The organism is uncultured Salinicola sp. (genome assembly GCF_937921195.1).
Classification (GTDB): Bacteria; Pseudomonadota; Gammaproteobacteria; order Pseudomonadales; family Halomonadaceae; genus Salinicola.
The window spans coordinates 12211-28412 of the sequence record NZ_CALFQK010000143.1 but is presented as its reverse complement, the minus strand read 5'-3'; the positions used below and the strand labels follow the sequence as shown (position 1 = coordinate 28412).

Sequence of the window (16202 nt, the reverse complement as noted above, 5' to 3'; positions counted from 1 at the left end):
TAACCCTCTCAAGGCTATCCCCATGATCGATCTCCGCAGCGACACCGTCACCCGCCCCAGCGAGGCGATGCGCCGGGTGATGTTCGAGGCACCGCTGGGCGATGACGTTTGGGGTGACGACCCGAGCGTGGCGCACCTGGAAGCCTATATCGCCGAGCGCACCGGCAAGGCGGCGGCACTGTTCTTCCCCTCCGGCACCCAGAGCAACCTGGTGGCGCTGTTGAGCCACTGCCAGCGCGGCGACGAGTACATCGTCGGCCAGCAGGCGCACACCTATCGCATGGAGGGCGGTGGCGCGGCGGTGCTGGGCGGCATCCAGCCGCAGCCGATCGAGAACGAGGCCGACGGTACCTTGCCGTTGCAGAAGATCGAGGCCGCCGTCAAACCGATCGATCCGCACTTCGCGCGCACGCGCCTGCTGACGCTTGAGAACACCTTCCACGGCCAGGTGCTGGACGCCGGTTATGTCGAAGCGGCCACGATCCTGGCACGGCGCTTCGGCCTGGCGACTCACTTGGACGGGGCGCGAATCGGCAATGCGGCGGCGGCGACCGGTGCCAGCCTGAAAGCGCTGTGCAGCCCGTTCGACACGATCTCGATCTGCTGCTCGAAAGGGTTGGGGGCACCGGCGGGATCGGTGCTGGTCGGGGCTGCGGATTTCATCGAGACGGCCCGGCGCTGGCGCAAGGTGGTCGGCGGCGGCATGCGCCAGGTCGGCATGCTGGCGGCGGCGTGCGAATACGCGCTGGAGCATCAGCTCGCGCCGCTGGTGGAAGACCACGCCAAGGCCGAACGTCTGGCGGCGGGCCTGGCGGAGATCGACGGCATCACGGTGACGGCACAGGCCACCAACATGGTGTTCGTCGAGTTCACCCGCCCGGCGCTCGATCCGGCCCATCTGCACGCCTGGCTGAAAGCGCGCGACATCCTGGTCGGCGCACTCTACGCGCCGCGCTTCGTCACCCACCGCGATGTCTCGATGGCCGATATCGACCGCGTCGTCGACGTCGTTGGCGAGTACTTCGAACGCGGGTGAAGCGATTCGCTCAGTTGAGCTGAGTCGACGAAGAGGAGCTGGGGCGAGTCGGTGTCGACGGCGAGTTCGTGGAAGTGCCAGGAGCATCCTGGGCGCCGCCATCGCCGGCTGGGGCACTGGGGTCGCAGTTCCGCCGTGCGGTGGAGATGGTCGAGCCGCCATCGTTGCCGTGGCAGATCGAGCCGCCACCACTGGGCCGCTGCTCTCGCGTTTCCCGCGGATAGGTCAATCCGGGGCTGACGTGGACGTCCAGGCGCTTGGGCACGTAGTCGGCGCGTCCGTCACGGTCGTTGTCCGGCAGCCTGACGCGGTGGCCGGTCTGGGGGTCGACGACGGAAACGCCATCGGCAACGGCGGGGGCGCTGACCAGCGTCGTGCCGGCCAGCATCAGCGCGAGACAGGTCGCGGTCAGCGTATTTCGGCGCCTGGCGGGCGTGAAGGGCGTTCGCATGGTCCACCTCCGGTAAGAATCTGCTGCGTCAGCATAGTGTAGCGCCCGCCGCGATTCCGGGCGCGGATTCACGGCGGCGATTCACTGGTCTGGGAGAGCCACTCCCACAGCGCCGCCGCCGGCGGGCGCAGCTGCCGACGGCTGGGCCGGACCAGCCAGAAGGCTTCGTCGGTCGGCATGTCGAGATCGAACGGTGCCACCAGATCGCGGCTGGCCTCGAGCAGACGGCGATGCGACAGCGCGATACCGCCGCCGTAGGAAGCCAGCGCCAGCGTGGTCACGTGGGTGTCGCAGATCATCGCCTGGCAACGGTGCTCAAGGCCGGCGAACCCCGCTTCCACCAGCCAGCGCGGCCAGCCGGCGGCGAATCCCGCCGCGTGCAGCAGCGTCTTGCCGGCGAGATCCTCGGGCGTCTCGAGTTCCGCCGCCAGCGCGGCCGAGCAGACCGGCAGCAGCCGCTCCTCCCCCAGGCACTCCGCCGTCACATCGTTCCAGTCGCCATGGCCGTAGCGAATCTCCAGATCCGCTCCTTCGGCGCCGAAATCGTCCGCCCAGATCGCGCTGACCAGGCGCAGGGTGATCTCGGGGTGCATCCGCTGGAAATGGATCAGCCGAGGCGCCAGCCAGGTCTGCTGCATGGCCGGCGTGGCTCTGAGCGTCACCGGCGCGCCGGGGCTGGGACCGAACACCTCGGACGTGCCCTCCGCCAGGCGCGTGAAAGCGCCCTGAACGCTGGGTAACCAGGCTTGTCCCGCCGGCGTCAGCGCCAGACTGCGTGGATAGCGCACGAACAGCGACTGCCCGACGCGATCCTCCAGCAGCCGGATACGCTGACTGATCGCCGACTGGGTGACGCCGAGCTCACGCCCCGCCTCGGTGAAGCTCAGCGTTCGCGCTGCCGCCTCGAACGCCTGCAGCCACAGTACCGGGGGAAGTTCGGACATCTCGTTTCCTGAAAGCGTCTCGCGGAAAGGGTCTGGCTGAAATCGCGCTACCGAAATCAACCATTGGGCTAATAGCCAAAGCCAGCCATTAGCCAAGCTTGGCCTCAGCGGCCAGATTAATCGTTTGTCATGGCCAGAAGCAATCCGCATCCTAGTGAAACGCAATAACACACGTTACTCACGAAGATGGCCGCGACAGCCATCGAGGAAGTGCCCTTTGTCATCCGCTCTTTCGTCATCCGCTCTTTTATCATCCGGAGGCGCCTTCAACGACGCTCTGACTGCTCGTCAGGGCCAGACGCCCATCGATATGGCCGAACTGCGCCGCTATCGCCAGGGCAGTGGCGCACCGGCCGCCACGCTGGAGAGCGTGACGCGCAAGGCGCGCCGCCTGACGCTGAACTGGTCCGACGGCCGCACCGGGCAGTTTCCGATGATGTGGCTGCGTGACCATTGCGCCTGCGACCAGTGCCGCCATCCGCTGACCCGTGAACGCCTCTACAAGCTGCTCGACGATCCCCTGTGGGAGCGCCTCGACGGCGACGACGCGCTGGCCTCGTTCGCGTTCGATGCCAACGCACTGACGCTGGCCTGGCAGGATGGCCACGTATCGCGCTTCGATGCCGGCTGGCTCCACCAGCGCTGCCCCGGACAGGAACTCGCCACGCTGCTGCCGACACCGAAGCCGTGGCCGACGCACTTCACGCCGAGCCGCGTCAGCCATGCCGACTTCGTCGATGGCAGCGACGGCCGCAGCCGCTGGGCCACCGCCCTGCTGCGTGATGGCCTGGTCATACTCGATCAGGGGCCTTGCGAGCTGGAGGAAGTGTCGCGTATCGCCGAGAGCATCGGCCCCATGCGTTCGACCAACTTCGGCGGCCGGTTCGACGTGCGTTCGGTCCCCAATCCGAACAACGCCGCCTATACGGCGATCGGCCTCGAGCTGCACACCGACCTGCCCAACTGGCGCCAACCGCCGGATATCCAGTTGCTCTACTGCCTGGAGAACGACGCCGAGGGTGGCGAGTCCAGCTTTGCCGACGGCTTCGCCGCCGCCGAGACCCTGCGGGCGGGAGATCCCGAAGCCTTCCGGATACTGGCGGAAACGCCCATCGACTTCCGCTTCCAGGACGACGGCCACGATATCGCCGTGCGCGAGCCGGTGATCGATCTGGATGGCGAAGGCCGCCCCCGCGAGATCCGCTTCAACAACTGGATTCGCGACACGCTGAGCCTGCCGTCGGACCGGATCGAGGCGTGGTACGACGCCTATCGTGCACTGTGGCAGATCCTGCGTCGGCCGGAGGGCCGGGTGGAATTGACGCTGGAACCCGGCCAGATGGTCGCCTTCGACAACCGCCGCGTGCTGCACGGTCGCAACGCCTTCGACCCCAACACCGGCAAACGCCATCTCCAGGGCACCTATCTCGATCTGGACATGCTGCAATCGCATCTGCGCGTGCTGTCGAGATGAACCGCACGGCACCGCGTTGATACGAGCCGCCCGACGTCATCACTGCATGACCGGGCGGCTCTTCCGCGTGTATTCCCGGTACACTCTGGCCAGGGAAGACACGCCCATTAGGGAACGACAGGAGACAACAAATGAAACGACCGCAGACGATTTCCGCCCTGACGCTGACCACCGGCTTGATGATGGGTACCGGCGTGGTGCTGGCCGGCACGGGTTCGGCAGTGGCGGCTGACGAACCCATCAACTTCGGCGTGCCGTCCTGGCCCGGGATCACCGTGAAGACCGAGATCGCCCGCCAGTTGCTGGCGCCGCTGGGCTATCAGGGCAAGGCCCAGGAGATCGGTCTGCAGGTGATCTATCAGGGGCTGAATACTGGCGATGTGGACGTCTTCCTGGGGGCCTGGCTGCCGGCCCAGAACCCGATGCTGGAGCCACTGGAAGCCGACGGCAGCATCACCCGCCTGGCCACCAACGTCACCGGCGCACAGATGACGCTGGCAGTGCCGGACTATGTCTACGACAGCGGCGTCACCTCCTTCGCCGACCTCGATGCCCATCGCGACGAGTTCAATGGCGAGATCTACGGGTTCGGTGCCGGCTCCGCTGCCAGCGAAATCCTCAACAAGGCGATTGAGGACGATACCTGGGGCCTCGGCGACTGGACCCTGGTCGATACCAGCACCGTCGGCATGTTGAGCGCCGCCAAGAGCCATATCGCCAACGAGGAGCCCATCGTCTGGGTCGGCTGGACGCCGCACTGGATGAACCTCGAACTGCCGATGCGCTACCTCAGCGATTCGAAGAACCTGTTCGGCGAAGGCAACGGTGCCAGCGACGTGCGCACGCTGATGGCCAGCGACTACGCCGAGGCCAACCCGAATCTGGTGGCCTTCTTCGATCAGTTCTCGTTTTCCGCCGAGGAGCAGAGCTGGATGATCAAGCAGTACGGCCAGGAGGAGAAGCCGATGGAAGAGGTCGCCACGACCTGGATCGAGAACCATCCGGATCGCGTCGAAGCCATGATGAAGGGGGTCACCACGCGCGAAGGCGAGCCGGCCTGGGAAGCGGTGCAGAAAAAATTCTCCTTGTAGATCAAGATATCGGGAGTCACCGCCGGGTCACGGCTTGACGTAGCAAAAAACCGTTACAAATTCGTGGCGATTTTTTTGTCTTCGCCCGGAACTAATGCAGCAAGGCTGACTCTGAGTAGGTGTTCCCTTGAATGATCCCTTACTTGCCCACCATCCCCTGGTGGGCATTTTTTTGTGCTCTGCCATCCCTGACGCGACGTCAGGAATTTCTCCCGGAAATTTCTTGTCCGTGTTCCCGGCATTCAGCGCTCGTCGGTGCTTCCCCGAGATCAAGGCAGTGGCGGCACCCGTCCCGTCATCTCGGTCGTCATGAAATCGACGAACTGCCGAATCCGGGCACTGTCTCTTGCCCGCTCGGCGTAGAGCAGGTGGAAGTCAGCCCGGATCCCCTGCCACTGCGGCAACAACGGCATCAGATCACCGCTGGCCAGATGCTCGTGAACGTCCCACCAGGAGCGCAGCAAGACGCCGTGGCCATCGAGCGCCATTCGCGTCATCGCCTCGGCATCGTTGCTCGCCAGCCGGCCATGAACGCGGATGGCACGACGGGTGCGGGTATCGTCGGCGGCCTCGAACCGCCACAGCGAGTAGTCGGTATCGTTCTCCCGCACGATCAGGCAGCGATGCCGTGCCAGATCCTCCAGCCGCTCGAGCCTGGGCGCGCTCGCCAGATAACCGGGGGTGGCACAGAGTATCCGGCGGTTGGCGAGCAGTCGCCTGGCGATCCAGCGCGACGCCGGCGGCTCACCGACACGAATGTTGATGTCGAACCCCTGCTCGTCGAGTCCGACCGGGAAGCTGGTCAGCTCCAGCAGCAGTTCCAGCTGCGGATGACGCGCGGCGAAACGCGAGATCAGCGGTGCCACATGGCGCCGGCCAAAACCGAAGGTGGCGTTGATTCTCAGCCGCCCCGAGAGCACGGCGCCCTGGTCCCGCAGCGAGTTCTCCAGATCGCCCAGGTCATCGAGGATCATCGCCCCGCGCTTCAGATAGCGCTCCCCCTCCGCTGTCAGCGACAAGCGCCGCGTCGTCCTCGCCGCCAGTGACACGCCGAGACGCCTCTCCAGCTGCTGCAGCCGCTTGCTGACCGCCGAGAGTGACAGCCCCAGTTCCCGGGCCGCGCCGGTCAGGCTGCCTGCCTGGGCGACCCGCTGGAAGAAGGCCAGATCGTCGACCGCGGACATCGAATTCTCCACCTCAGCGCAATAGTCGTTTCGATTCTAACCGGATTATCCCGAATCCGGCAGCGACTACACTGGTGCCAGCGACCCAATGCGCCCAAGAACGAGGCCAGACCGATGTTCGATGGATTTCGCGAGTTCGATATCGAGGTAGAACGGGACATCGCCATCCACGGCGTGATCGGGGGCAAAGGCCCGCCGCTACTGCTGCTTCACGGTCATCCGCAGACCCATGTCATCTGGCATCTTCTCGCCCCTCGGCTCGCCGAGCACTACACCGTGGTCGCCACCGACCTGCGCGGCTATGGCGATTCCGGCAAGCCGGAGGGGGACGCACGGCACCTCAACTACAGCAAGCGCCGGATGGCGCATGACCAGGTTGCGGTCATGCGGGCCCTGGGGTTCGAGCGGTTCTTCCTCTGCGGGCACGATCGCGGCGGACGAGTCGCGCACCGGCTGGCGCTCGACCACCCCGAGCGAGTGAACAAACTGATGGTGCTGGACATCGCGCCGACGCTGGCGATGTACGAGGCCACCGATCTCGTTTTCGCCACGGCCTACTGGCACTGGTTCTTCCTGATTCAACCCAGGCCTCTGCCGGAATCCTGGATCGAAGCCGCGCCCGCCGACTACGTCACCCGGATCGTGGGTGGCCGTCATGCCGGGCTGGGCCCGTTCGATCCGCGAGCGATCGCGGAGTACCAGCGCTGCCTGGCCCTCCCGAGCGCGGCCCATGGCCTGTGTGAAGACTATCGCGCCTCCCGCACCATCGATCTGGAGCACGACCGCGCCGACCGCGATGCCGGCCGGCATCTTCAGGTTCCGCTGGCGGTGTGGTGGGGCGAGCACGGCGTGATCGAGCGCTGCTTCGATGCTCTCGGCGAGTGGCGGGCGGTTTCCCGTCACAGCGTCGAAGGCGGCACCCTGCCCTGCGGCCATTATCTTCCCGAGGAAGCGCCGGATGCGCTCTTCCAGCAACTCACCCACTTCATGAGGTAAGCCAGTCATGGCTCACAAACCCGCTCAAGCCAAGACCCACAAGATCGCCGTCATCGCCGGCGACGGCATCGGCACCGAGGTGGTTCCGGAGGGACTGCGCGCACTGGAAGCGGCCGCCAGGCGCTTCGATATCGGTCTCGAGTTCGAGCATTTCGAGTTCGGCAGCTGCGACTACTATCTCGAGCACGGCAAGATGTTGCCGGACGACTGGTTCGAGACGCTCTCCGGCTTCGATGCCATCTTCTATGGCGCAGTAGGCTGGCCGGACAAGGTGCCGGACCACATCTCGCTGTGGGGTTCGCTGCTGCAGTTCCGGCGCCACTTCGACCAGTATATCAACCTGCGGCCCTGCCGCCTGATGCCCGGCATCAAGAGCCCGCTGGCCGACCGCGAGCCCGGCGACATCGACTTCTACGTGGTGCGGGAAAACACCGAAGGGGAATACTCGAGCATCGGCGGCAAAATCTTCGAGGGCACCGAGCGGGAAACGGTCATGCAGGAGACCGTGATGACGCGCACCGGGGTCGACCGGGTGCTGAAATACGCCTTCGACCTGGCGCAGAGTCGACCGCGCCGGAAACTCACTTCCGCGACCAAGTCCAACGGCATCTCGATCACCATGCCGTACTGGGACGAACGGGTGAAAGCGATGGCCAAGGGTTATCCGGACGTCAGCATCGACCAGTTCCACATCGACATCCTGACCGCCAATTTCGTGCTCCACCCGGACTGGTTCGACGTCGTCGTCGCCAGCAACCTCTTCGGCGACATTCTCTCCGACCTCGGCCCCGCCTGCACCGGCACCATCGGCGTCGCGCCCTCTGCGAACATCAACCCGGAAGGCAAGTTCCCGAGCCTGTTCGAGCCGGTCCACGGCAGCGCCCCGGACATCGCCGGCAAGGGCATCGCCAACCCGATCGGCCAGATCTGGTGTGGCGCGATGATGCTCGAGCATCTGGGCTACAAGGAGGCGGGCGACGCGATGGTCAGTGCGATCGAGCAAGTCCTGGCAGATGACGACAAGTCAGCGCTGACCCCGGACCTGAAAGGTAAGGGAACGACCCAGAGCCTGGGCGAGAAGATCGCCGCAGCGATCGGTTGAAGCGAGACTGGCGACGGCGGGTCGGCCCGTCGTCGCTTTCCAATGATGGCGTCGCCGCGATCGGCCACGGCAAGCCGGCATCAAAGTAGTATTTTACAGAGCGCCTGACTGCTCAAAACGCCGGGGACGCTGCCTTTTTCAAGGAGTTGTCGCGACAATTCATCCTGAATCGAACGATACAGGGGAAGAATCGAGCCTCGCATGCCATCCTCGGCATACCGCTGGTCGATATAGAACGCAGCACGCTCACCGCGAAAATGGATCGGCTGGGATACCTGGGAGAAGCGAATACCGGACCTCGCCAGCAACCTCTGAAAACGATTTTCCATCATTGCAAGAACGTGAAAGCGCTCAATCAAACCCGTAAATGCCGTAGCGCATAGAAAAAGGCTAACTCCGATCATGGGGAAAAAGCGCCTTTCCTGCTGCGAAAAAACGAACTCACCAAAGCCATCCACCTCTGCTTCCTCAACCCTGCTGGACCGAAAATGACTCGGGATCGCCACACGGGATATCTCGCAAAGGCCCTCGGATCGAATCTTGGGATCGAGCTCAATCTTGACGCCGTGTTCACCGCAGTGTTCCTCGATGGGGAGACCATAGCCGGGTCGATTATGGGTATCGGGAAACACGATTCTCATACAGCCCGCGGAGAGCCCCGTCGCCCTGTGCTCTATCAGGCAATGGAGAGACCGGTCATCGAACTCGTCCCGCTCGACCCGGTTCTTCGCGTCAATGGGCTCATATCCAAGTTCTTCACAATAAACCTTGTGTCTGAGAGAAAAGACTCGTAGCCGGTCACTGTCCGACGCAGCAAAAACCACCTTGAAAAGGTCAAAAAAGTCATTCTCCACCCCGTCCCCCTTATACCTTGTAAAATTTGGCATCGGCTACAGAAGAAGGTCTCCCCAAATAAAACCCCTGAACATAGTCGACACCATAACCTAGAAGATAAGGCAACAGCTCAGGCCTATCGACAAACTCCGCCACTGTTTTCTTACCCATACCCTTAGCAATATCCACAATGGCCTTGACTATCAACTGACTCTCTTCGCTCTCGGGAAGCTTTTGAATAAAAGAACCATCTATTTTTATATAATCGGCAGGAAACTGTCCCAGGTAATGAAAGCTACTAAAGCCAACGCCAAAATCATCCAGCGCCACCTTACAGCCCAATGCTCGAACGCTCTCCAATACCCCTCTCGCCGAGGCAAAATCAGTCACGGCGGCAGTCTCGGTAACCTCAATGATTATCCGGGTAGGGTCAACCGCGTAACGCTCGAATTCATGTCTCATGAAGGAGGTCAAGTCACTGTCATGTAAAGACTGCCCGGATAGATTGATAGCCAAATTAGCCGTAGTGTCTCCCAGCGTGGACATCAAGCGAATACCATTCGACAACACCCATCTGTCGATCGCAACGATCTGTCCGCTCTGCTCGGCGATCGGGATAAAAGTACCGGGAGACAAACTCTCACCATTGGCGTCTTTTAACCGGAGAAGAACCTCATAGTGTTGAACGTCGAAATCGACCAGTCGAAAAATCGGCTGAACCATGAGTTCAAAATCGTCATTGAGTAGCGCATTGCGAATCATCTCGACCCAGTACACACGCTGTTTTATCTCTTCCCGTCCCTGCTGTTCAGGTGACAAAAGGTGCCATCGTTGTACGGCATCGTCTTTCGCCAGGTACATCGCGTAATCGGCATTGGCCATCAGCTCGTCGGGAAACGCACCGTTGTCCGGGTAGATCGCGATACCAATGCTGGCGCTGGCCCGATGGATACGGCCCTCGACATGCAATGTCTTCTGTTCCAGACGGTTCACGATTTGCTGAGCCATATCGATAGCACTCTGCTGAGAGGCATGTTCGAGGAGAATGGCGAATTCGTCGCCTCCCAGGCGGGCCACGACGTGGCCCTGGCCCAGTTCCGACAAGTCCGTGGCAACCGACCGTAACAGCTGATCGCCTGACTGATGCCCACTCGTCTCGTTGACTTCCTTGAAGCGGTCCAGGTCCAGGTAGAGAACCGCACCAAAAGAGCTGGGCGTGACAGCGCGAGACAGGGCCTCTTCAAAGAAACGTCGATTGTAAAGTTCGGTCAGTGAATCTCGACTGGCCAGCCAAAGCAGCCTCGTTTCCGCCAGCTTTCGCTCGGTAATATCCACCCCTACGGAGATGAGTTCCTGATAATCACTTCGACCATCCGTATCCAATGGAGTGTGATACCAAACAATAGTTCTAACCTCGCCACCCCCCGAGACTAACTTGCTTTCCTGTTGACCACCACCATCAAAAAATTCATCAATATTAACCAGATCCGCCGCAAACACGTCTTGGAACTTATTATCAGACAGCTGATCACCCGACTGCCCCGTCAGCCACTCGCAAAATCGATTGGTCAAGGTGATATGGCCATTACGATTGTGAATCACGATCAAAACTTGAGCCGTATTGAAAAGACCCGACACGAAGTCTCGTTCTCTTGCCAGCTCCTTCACGCGATCTTCCAGTTCGACTCCGCGAAGGCCGATCTCTCTTTCCATATCCTCCAGCTTGGTTTCCAGCTCGATCGCCGTGCCCTCCAGCACATCGAGCTCATCCAGGAAGAAAGCCTTTGTTGGCGGCATCGAATCCCGCATCACGTCGTACCTTCGCTGTGCCAACAAAGGCAGCTTTCGACTAATCAGCCTCAATCTATCCATTCGATTTTTCAACATGATGAACAGGATGGCTTCCGAAGCCAGCCATCCTAGCAGTGCGATCAGAAGAACCATGCGCGTCGTGCTGGAAATCGAACTTATCTGAGCAGTGACATCCGAAACCAGCAGGAAATATCCGGATCTCCCGCCCGTCTGTTGATTGTCTTTATCAATGGCAATCGCAATGACTTCAAAAGTCTTGTCACCCTCGCGATATCGAGCGACCTTGCCATTGACGTCTGAGAACGCTATTCCTTTGGCAATGGAATTGAATAATGGCCAGCTGGTATCTTCATGTGTCAAGGCAATCAAATTTGCATTCCAGCTTTCCAAAAATCTGTCATTGGCAAAGCTGGTCGGCTCCGAGGTAGTGACTAGCAGCGCAACTTCGCTACCCGAGCTTCTTTGCATATAGCGAGTCACGTCGGCAAGAGAACGGGAAACGATGATGACTCCGGCATCCGTGCCTTCTGCCAATATAGGAACGGCCACATATTGGCGACACTCCCGATAGCAGACAAGCCTTCTCATTGGCTTCTCTTCTTTTATGACTTCTCTCAGCCACTTGGCATCCATCGTTGCTCGACTGGCGTTTTGCCCTTGGCCCAGTGTTATTATCCTTTTAGTATCACTATCGTAGACGCTGACGTCATCAAGCCCTGCATCTAATTGCAGCGTTGGCCACTGGGGTGACAAAGCTGACTCTATGTCCGAAGAATCGCCTTCAAGTAGAGCATGACTCAAGCTGGGGGAGGATGCCAACAAGCTAGCTATTTGCCGCATGGTATCTGCCGAACTTTGTAAAGTCAGTGATACTTCATACCGCTGTCGATCATAGAAAGCTTTTTGAGACTGGCTGAATTGCTGTACCAAGGCGTGATTGCTCACCCATGCAACGAGACTTGCTAATGCCAGCAGCAAAAGACTGGTAAATGCCAATGCCCTCCACTTGAGACTAACCCGAAAAAAGCCCTTCCGATTGCGCATTTAATCAGCCTTAAACTGGCGTCGCTAGAAAAAATAAGAAGCCTGGAATAGCAGCATGTTCCAATATTTATCTTGGTTTTCAGAACCACCACCAGTCACCGGCAACCATCCTGTGCCTTCAACATGATGCAGTTCTGACGACAGAAGGAAACGGGGATAAACTTGCCATTGAAATCCGGTTGTCCAATCCTTTGCATATCGAGAAAACGCAGGCCGATTGGTCTGTTCCGCGAATTTTTCTCCCCGTCTATCTTTACGGTCCACGACGTAGGAATCATACCTCAAAATCCAGTCCCAGGTTGTGCTCAGGCGTCTTGAGTACTGGACATACCAGCTCTCACCGGTAACGTCGTAGTTGTAGGGGTCGGTAAAGCCTTCCGTCTTCAACCCTCTGAGCGCGTACTCGGTCGTAAACGACCATTTTTCCTGATTGTATTGAAAGGAAAAAATCCACGGCTCGAAGAAAAAGTCCCCATCCCCCGGCGCCTCTTCCCTAGAGTCGAATTCGGCTTTTACCCTGGCATTGGTCAGTGCCAGCACGAAGGCACCGCCGCCGTACTCGTATTTCAACTGGCCAATGTAGGAATTTTCTCCGGAAAAATCTCCTAAATCATCACTACCTAACAATGATCCTGCCACTTGGCTATCGAATCTGGGTTTTCCAACGCCGACCTGAAACCTAACCACACTGTTATCCATACGCCGTTCAGCGTATCCCATGACGCCGTCAGAACTCAGCGCCGGCTTTCTAGTACGGTCGAAGTAGATGGACTGTGGCAACAGTATGCCGGGGCGCGTGATCGCTACATCTCTTGCCTGGTTGTACAACCCGAACGGGTTTTTGAATCGCCCAAACTGTACACCCATTGTATTTTCGTTATCGGTTAGAAACTGATAATCCACCACACCATAATCGAGCTCGGGATCATTCAGCTCGCCATCATCTCCGGCTTGCCTGGCAAGCAGCTGCCCCGCCACCAACACGTTGCTTAGCGGTCGAAAAGAGGCATTCAGGCCCAGTTCGGTGTATTCCCAGCTTCCGCCGCCCTCGCTACTGGGTCCGAAGAAATCGTTATGGTCGGTCACGATGAGGGCTTGGCTCATGAAACCGTGCACCTGAAAGGTATCGGGCAGCGGTGCGGCTCTGCTTGCGGGTACCTGGAACAGCAGGCCGACCATGACGAGAATGGCGGCTTTCGAAAAGTCACTTGATAACGATTTATTCAATGTCGAGCACCCGAACCTGACCATTCAGGCTTGTTTTTTTGATGTATCCGACACTGCCGGGCGTGGAGGCGACGTCCTCGATCATTTCGGCTTCGCTGGCGACCTCGTTGGGGGCCTGCCCAGTGCCGGAGAACACGGCACGATCCCAGGCGAGTCGGAGTTGATGCGGATAAACACCCAATACTTTCTTGGAAAAATCCTCGTGAATCGGATTGTCGTCCGGCAGGACGAAGACGTGCACGGCCTGCCCGTCGGGGAAGGTTCTCTGTCGCATCGCGAAAATGGCCCTCAACGTCTCCAGCGGAAGAGAAGCCTGCTGTACCGACTTGTTGGCGATAACGACGGTTGCGGGCTCGTCTCCGAAACTATCGACGGATAACAGAGAGAGCAGCAGCACACAGCCGGTCAACGTCCGCCGCATGCGTCACGACTCCCCGATCCGTCTGCTTGCGCCATGATGAGTGTCAAAGACAAACTCCGACCCGAAATCGATTGCATTTCAGAGACATCTGCGACTTGGTCTTATTCGATTCATCGGCCAGCATGGCAGGTCGGAGTGGCTGATGTTCCCGGAACAACACCGGGAACGGCGGCTATCTCATGGATTAGGCTACCGGCTTTCTCTTTCAGCATCGTTGCTGTCCCCTACCACTACATTATTATGTGCTGCCCCGTGCGCTGCTTGGCCGGGCCAAAAGGCAGCCTTGACTTCGTCCGCCAATTCGCAGAGCGTCCATCACAGCATACTCATATTGGCGTGACTCGCCCAGTGACCAGACCCATCGTGGAGACTCGGGAAACGCTGTCGGGGAGTTACGATTCGCGACGGAGGCGTCAGACGTTTTTTCGTAACCGGCTCAAGTCCATCTGACGAACCTCCGTGATGCCGAGCAGCGCCATGTTCCGAGCGAGCTCGTCTTGCATCAGTTGGATCGCATGGCTGACCCCCGCTTCGCCAGCGTAGGCGGCCGCGTAATTGAAAGGACGACCGAAGAAGACGAAGCGGGCACCCAGCGCCAGCGCTTTCAGCACGTCGGTACCGCGCCGGAAGCCACTATCGATCATGACGGGGAAGTCTCCGACCGCATCGACCACTTCGGGAAGCATTCGTAGCGGCGAGATCGTGCCGTCCAGCTGTCTGCCGCCGTGGTTGGAGACGATGATGGCATCGACACCTTGCGCCTTGGCGCGCCGGGCGTCATCGGGATGCAGGATGCCCTTGACGATCAGGTTCCCCGGCCAGCGCTCCCGTACCAGCGCGAGGTAGTCCCAGTCGAGGTGAGAGCGCCCCGAGAAGTCGCGATTGACGTGACGCGAGATGACCGGAATGCCCCGGGTCGCGTGATTGTTCTCGAAGTGAGGAATCCCGTGATGACGAAGCGTCTTGTAGAACGTCTCGTAGAGCCAGCGTGGCCGGACCAATCCATCCAGGGCCAGGCGAAGGCTGGGGCGAATCGGTGACGAGAAGCCGCTGCGCCGGTTGTTGTCGGGATTGGGGGGGACGGGATAGTCGACGGTAATCACCAGATTGCGGAAACCGGCGCGCCCGATACGGGCGATCAGCGCCTCGATGCCCGGCCGGTCTCCCGGCAGATAGGCCTGGAACCAGTCGCAGCCCTCCACCGCGGCCACCTCTTCCATCGGAATCAGTGACGAGCCGCTCATGATCATCGGCACCTCAGCCTGCGCTGCAGCGCGAGCCAGCGCCATATCCCCCCGATAAGCGGAAAGCGCACTGATCCCCATGGGCGCGATCCCGAACGGCGCCGCATAGCGGCGGCCCAGCAGTTCGGTTTCCAGGGAAACGCGAGAGACATCGATCAGCGCCCGCGGCAGGAAGCAGTAATCGTCGAAGGCCGCGCGGTTGGCGGCCAGGCTCTTGCCATCTTCCGCCGCGTTGGCGACGTATCCATGGAGTGGCCGGGGAAGATGGCGCTTGCCGGCACGCTCGAGATCCAGGAAGTTGCGAATACGGGAAAGGCGGCGCTGTTGACGCGTCACGGATGATCCTTATCACTGAAAAGACGATCGACTCTACGTCACCAAGACTCTAAATCACCAAGGCTCTAAATCACCAATAGTCACCCTGCGACGCCCGGCATCGTGAAACCGACCCGTTTCAGTGCCGTCAGCAGTTTGTCGCGCTGCCCCTCATCGAGCGAGACCAGCGGTGGCCGCAGGCGATCCCAACCGGCATCGCCGCTGAAATGGGCGGTGGCGGCCTTGAGCGCCGGGATCATCGGCACACTCTCGAAGATATCGCGAATCTCGTTGAGTCCCTGCTGATTCGCATCGGCGTCGTCATCCTGCCAACTGGCGCCCAGCGCCGAGATCGCGCGGGGATTGACGTTGGCGGTGGCACTGATGCAGCCGACGCCACCGGCCCGCAGCGTAGGCAGCAGGAAGCGCTCGCTGCCGGCGTAGACACGAAATCCCTGCTGGCCGAAGGCGTCGATGACGGCCTGGGTGTTGGCCCAGTCGCCGGAGCTGTCCTTGATCCCCGCCACGACCTGGGGATAGCGCTTCAGCAGTCGCTCGATGAGACCCAGGCCGATCGGCACCTGCGCCACCGGTGGAATGTGGTAGAGATAGAGGCGCAGCCGCTCGTCGTTGACCCGCTCGATCACCTCGCAGTAGAACCGGAACAGCCCCTCCTCCGAGACGCCCTTGTAGTAGAACGGCGGCAGCATCAGCACGCCCCCCACGCCCTGGCTCACGGCATGTCGCGTCAGGGTCACGCTGTCGGGTATCGAGCAGCAGCCGGTTCCCGGCATCAGCCGGGTGGTGTCGATCCCCGCCGCGACCAGGTGGTCGAGCAGCTCGAGACGCTCCTGCACCGACAGCGAGTTGGCCTCGGAGTTGGTGCCGAAGATCGCCAGCCCGACATCGTTGGCCATCAGCCAGCGGCAGTGGTCGACGAAGCGCGCCGCATCCGGGGAAAGGTCATCGCGAAACGGCGTGATGACCGGCGAAAGTACGGTACCGCAGGGCGCATTCGACGACATGA

14 protein-coding genes are annotated in these 16202 nt (G+C 60.6%); 5 read left to right on the top strand and 9 right to left on the bottom strand.

Features of this window, described 5'->3' with window-relative positions; translation table 11 throughout:
- Positions 1 to 22 precede the first annotated feature (22 nt).
- Positions 23 to 1036, top strand: coding sequence for a low-specificity L-threonine aldolase (ltaE, locus tag Q0602_RS15480; RefSeq protein ID WP_298845225.1), 1014 nt, complete (start codon positions 23 to 25; stop codon positions 1034 to 1036).
- A gap of 10 nt (positions 1037 to 1046) precedes the next feature.
- On the opposite strand, the gene Q0602_RS15475 is transcribed toward ltaE, so the two are convergent.
- A complete protein-coding gene (locus tag Q0602_RS15475) occupies positions 1047 to 1487 on the bottom strand; it encodes a hypothetical protein (protein WP_298845222.1) in 441 nt (146 codons plus the stop codon).
- Between the two features lie 68 nt (positions 1488 to 1555).
- Positions 1556 to 2431, bottom strand: coding sequence for a LysR substrate-binding domain-containing protein (locus Q0602_RS15470; protein WP_295036486.1), 876 nt, complete (start codon positions 2429 to 2431; stop codon positions 1556 to 1558).
- Between the two features lie 310 nt (positions 2432 to 2741).
- Between Q0602_RS15470 and Q0602_RS15465 the strand changes: the two genes are divergently transcribed.
- Together Q0602_RS15465 and Q0602_RS15460 are read left to right on the top strand one after the other, a co-directional pair.
- Positions 2742 to 3905 (top strand): TauD/TfdA family dioxygenase, encoded by a 1164-nt coding sequence (locus Q0602_RS15465; protein ID WP_298845217.1) that lies wholly within the window; start codon positions 2742 to 2744, stop codon positions 3903 to 3905.
- A 179-nt stretch (positions 3906 to 4084) separates the two neighbouring features.
- The gene (locus Q0602_RS15460) at positions 4085 to 4996 is read left to right on the top strand and encodes an ABC transporter substrate-binding protein (protein ID WP_298845434.1); all 912 of its coding nucleotides are present in this window, start codon (positions 4085 to 4087) and stop codon (positions 4994 to 4996) included.
- Between the two features lie 269 nt (positions 4997 to 5265).
- Here Q0602_RS15460 and Q0602_RS15455 read toward each other — a convergent pair whose 3' ends face one another.
- Entirely contained in the window at positions 5266 to 6180 is a 915-nt protein-coding gene (locus tag Q0602_RS15455) for a LysR family transcriptional regulator (protein WP_298845214.1), read from the bottom strand.
- A gap of 114 nt (positions 6181 to 6294) precedes the next feature.
- On the opposite strand from Q0602_RS15455, the gene Q0602_RS15450 reads away from it, so the two are divergent.
- Together Q0602_RS15450 and Q0602_RS15445 are read left to right on the top strand one after the other, a co-directional pair.
- Positions 6295 to 7176, top strand: coding sequence for an alpha/beta hydrolase (locus tag Q0602_RS15450; RefSeq protein ID WP_298845211.1), 882 nt, complete (start codon positions 6295 to 6297; stop codon positions 7174 to 7176).
- A gap of 7 nt (positions 7177 to 7183) precedes the next feature.
- Positions 7184 to 8278, top strand: coding sequence for a tartrate dehydrogenase (locus tag Q0602_RS15445; protein WP_298845208.1), 1095 nt, complete (start codon positions 7184 to 7186; stop codon positions 8276 to 8278).
- 80 nt (positions 8279 to 8358) lie between these two features.
- On the opposite strand, the gene Q0602_RS15440 is transcribed toward Q0602_RS15445, so the two are convergent.
- The 6 genes from Q0602_RS15440 to Q0602_RS15415 form a co-directional block, all read right to left on the bottom strand.
- Entirely contained in the window at positions 8359 to 9132 is a 774-nt protein-coding gene (locus Q0602_RS15440) for a PEP-CTERM/exosortase system-associated acyltransferase (protein ID WP_298845204.1), read from the bottom strand.
- 10 nt (positions 9133 to 9142) lie between these two features.
- Entirely contained in the window at positions 9143 to 11920 is a 2778-nt protein-coding gene (locus Q0602_RS15435; RefSeq protein WP_298845198.1) for an EAL domain-containing protein, read from the bottom strand.
- Positions 11921 to 11992: 72 nt separating this feature from the next.
- Positions 11993 to 13195: a hypothetical protein gene (locus Q0602_RS15430; RefSeq protein WP_298845195.1), complete on the bottom strand. Its 1203-nt coding sequence runs from the start codon at positions 13193 to 13195 to the stop codon at positions 11993 to 11995.
- The gene (locus tag Q0602_RS15425) at positions 13188 to 13616 is read right to left on the bottom strand and encodes a hypothetical protein (protein WP_298845192.1); all 429 of its coding nucleotides are present in this window, start codon (positions 13614 to 13616) and stop codon (positions 13188 to 13190) included. Before Q0602_RS15425 ends, Q0602_RS15430 begins: the two co-directional genes overlap by 8 nt.
- Before the next feature lie 413 nt (positions 13617 to 14029).
- Entirely contained in the window at positions 14030 to 15196 is a 1167-nt protein-coding gene (locus tag Q0602_RS15420; protein WP_298845189.1) for an alpha-hydroxy acid oxidase, read from the bottom strand.
- A gap of 80 nt (positions 15197 to 15276) precedes the next feature.
- The gene (locus Q0602_RS15415; protein WP_298845185.1) at positions 15277 to 16200 is read right to left on the bottom strand and encodes a dihydrodipicolinate synthase family protein; all 924 of its coding nucleotides are present in this window, start codon (positions 16198 to 16200) and stop codon (positions 15277 to 15279) included.
- Positions 16201 to 16202 lie beyond the last annotated feature (2 nt).

Excerpts from the sequence above, each read along its gene's own strand:
- ltaE (WP_298845225.1), top strand. The coding sequence starts at position 23 with ATGATCGATCTCCGCAGCGACACCGTCACCCGCCCCAGCGAGGCGATG.
- Q0602_RS15475 (WP_298845222.1), bottom strand. The coding sequence starts at position 1,487 with ATGCGAACGCCCTTCACGCCCGCCAGGCGCCGAAATACGCTGACCGCG.
- Q0602_RS15470 (WP_295036486.1), bottom strand. The coding sequence starts at position 2,431 with ATGTCCGAACTTCCCCCGGTACTGTGGCTGCAGGCGTTCGAGGCGGCA.
- Q0602_RS15465 (WP_298845217.1), top strand. The coding sequence starts at position 2,742 with ATGGCCGAACTGCGCCGCTATCGCCAGGGCAGTGGCGCACCGGCCGCC.
- Q0602_RS15460 (WP_298845434.1), top strand. The coding sequence starts at position 4,085 with ATGATGGGTACCGGCGTGGTGCTGGCCGGCACGGGTTCGGCAGTGGCG.
- Q0602_RS15455 (WP_298845214.1), bottom strand. The coding sequence starts at position 6,180 with ATGTCCGCGGTCGACGATCTGGCCTTCTTCCAGCGGGTCGCCCAGGCA.
- Q0602_RS15450 (WP_298845211.1), top strand. The coding sequence starts at position 6,295 with ATGTTCGATGGATTTCGCGAGTTCGATATCGAGGTAGAACGGGACATC.
- Q0602_RS15445 (WP_298845208.1), top strand. The coding sequence starts at position 7,184 with ATGGCTCACAAACCCGCTCAAGCCAAGACCCACAAGATCGCCGTCATC.
- Q0602_RS15425 (WP_298845192.1), bottom strand. The coding sequence starts at position 13,616 with ATGCGGCGGACGTTGACCGGCTGTGTGCTGCTGCTCTCTCTGTTATCC.
- Q0602_RS15415 (WP_298845185.1), bottom strand. The coding sequence starts at position 16,200 with ATGTCGTCGAATGCGCCCTGCGGTACCGTACTTTCGCCGGTCATCACG.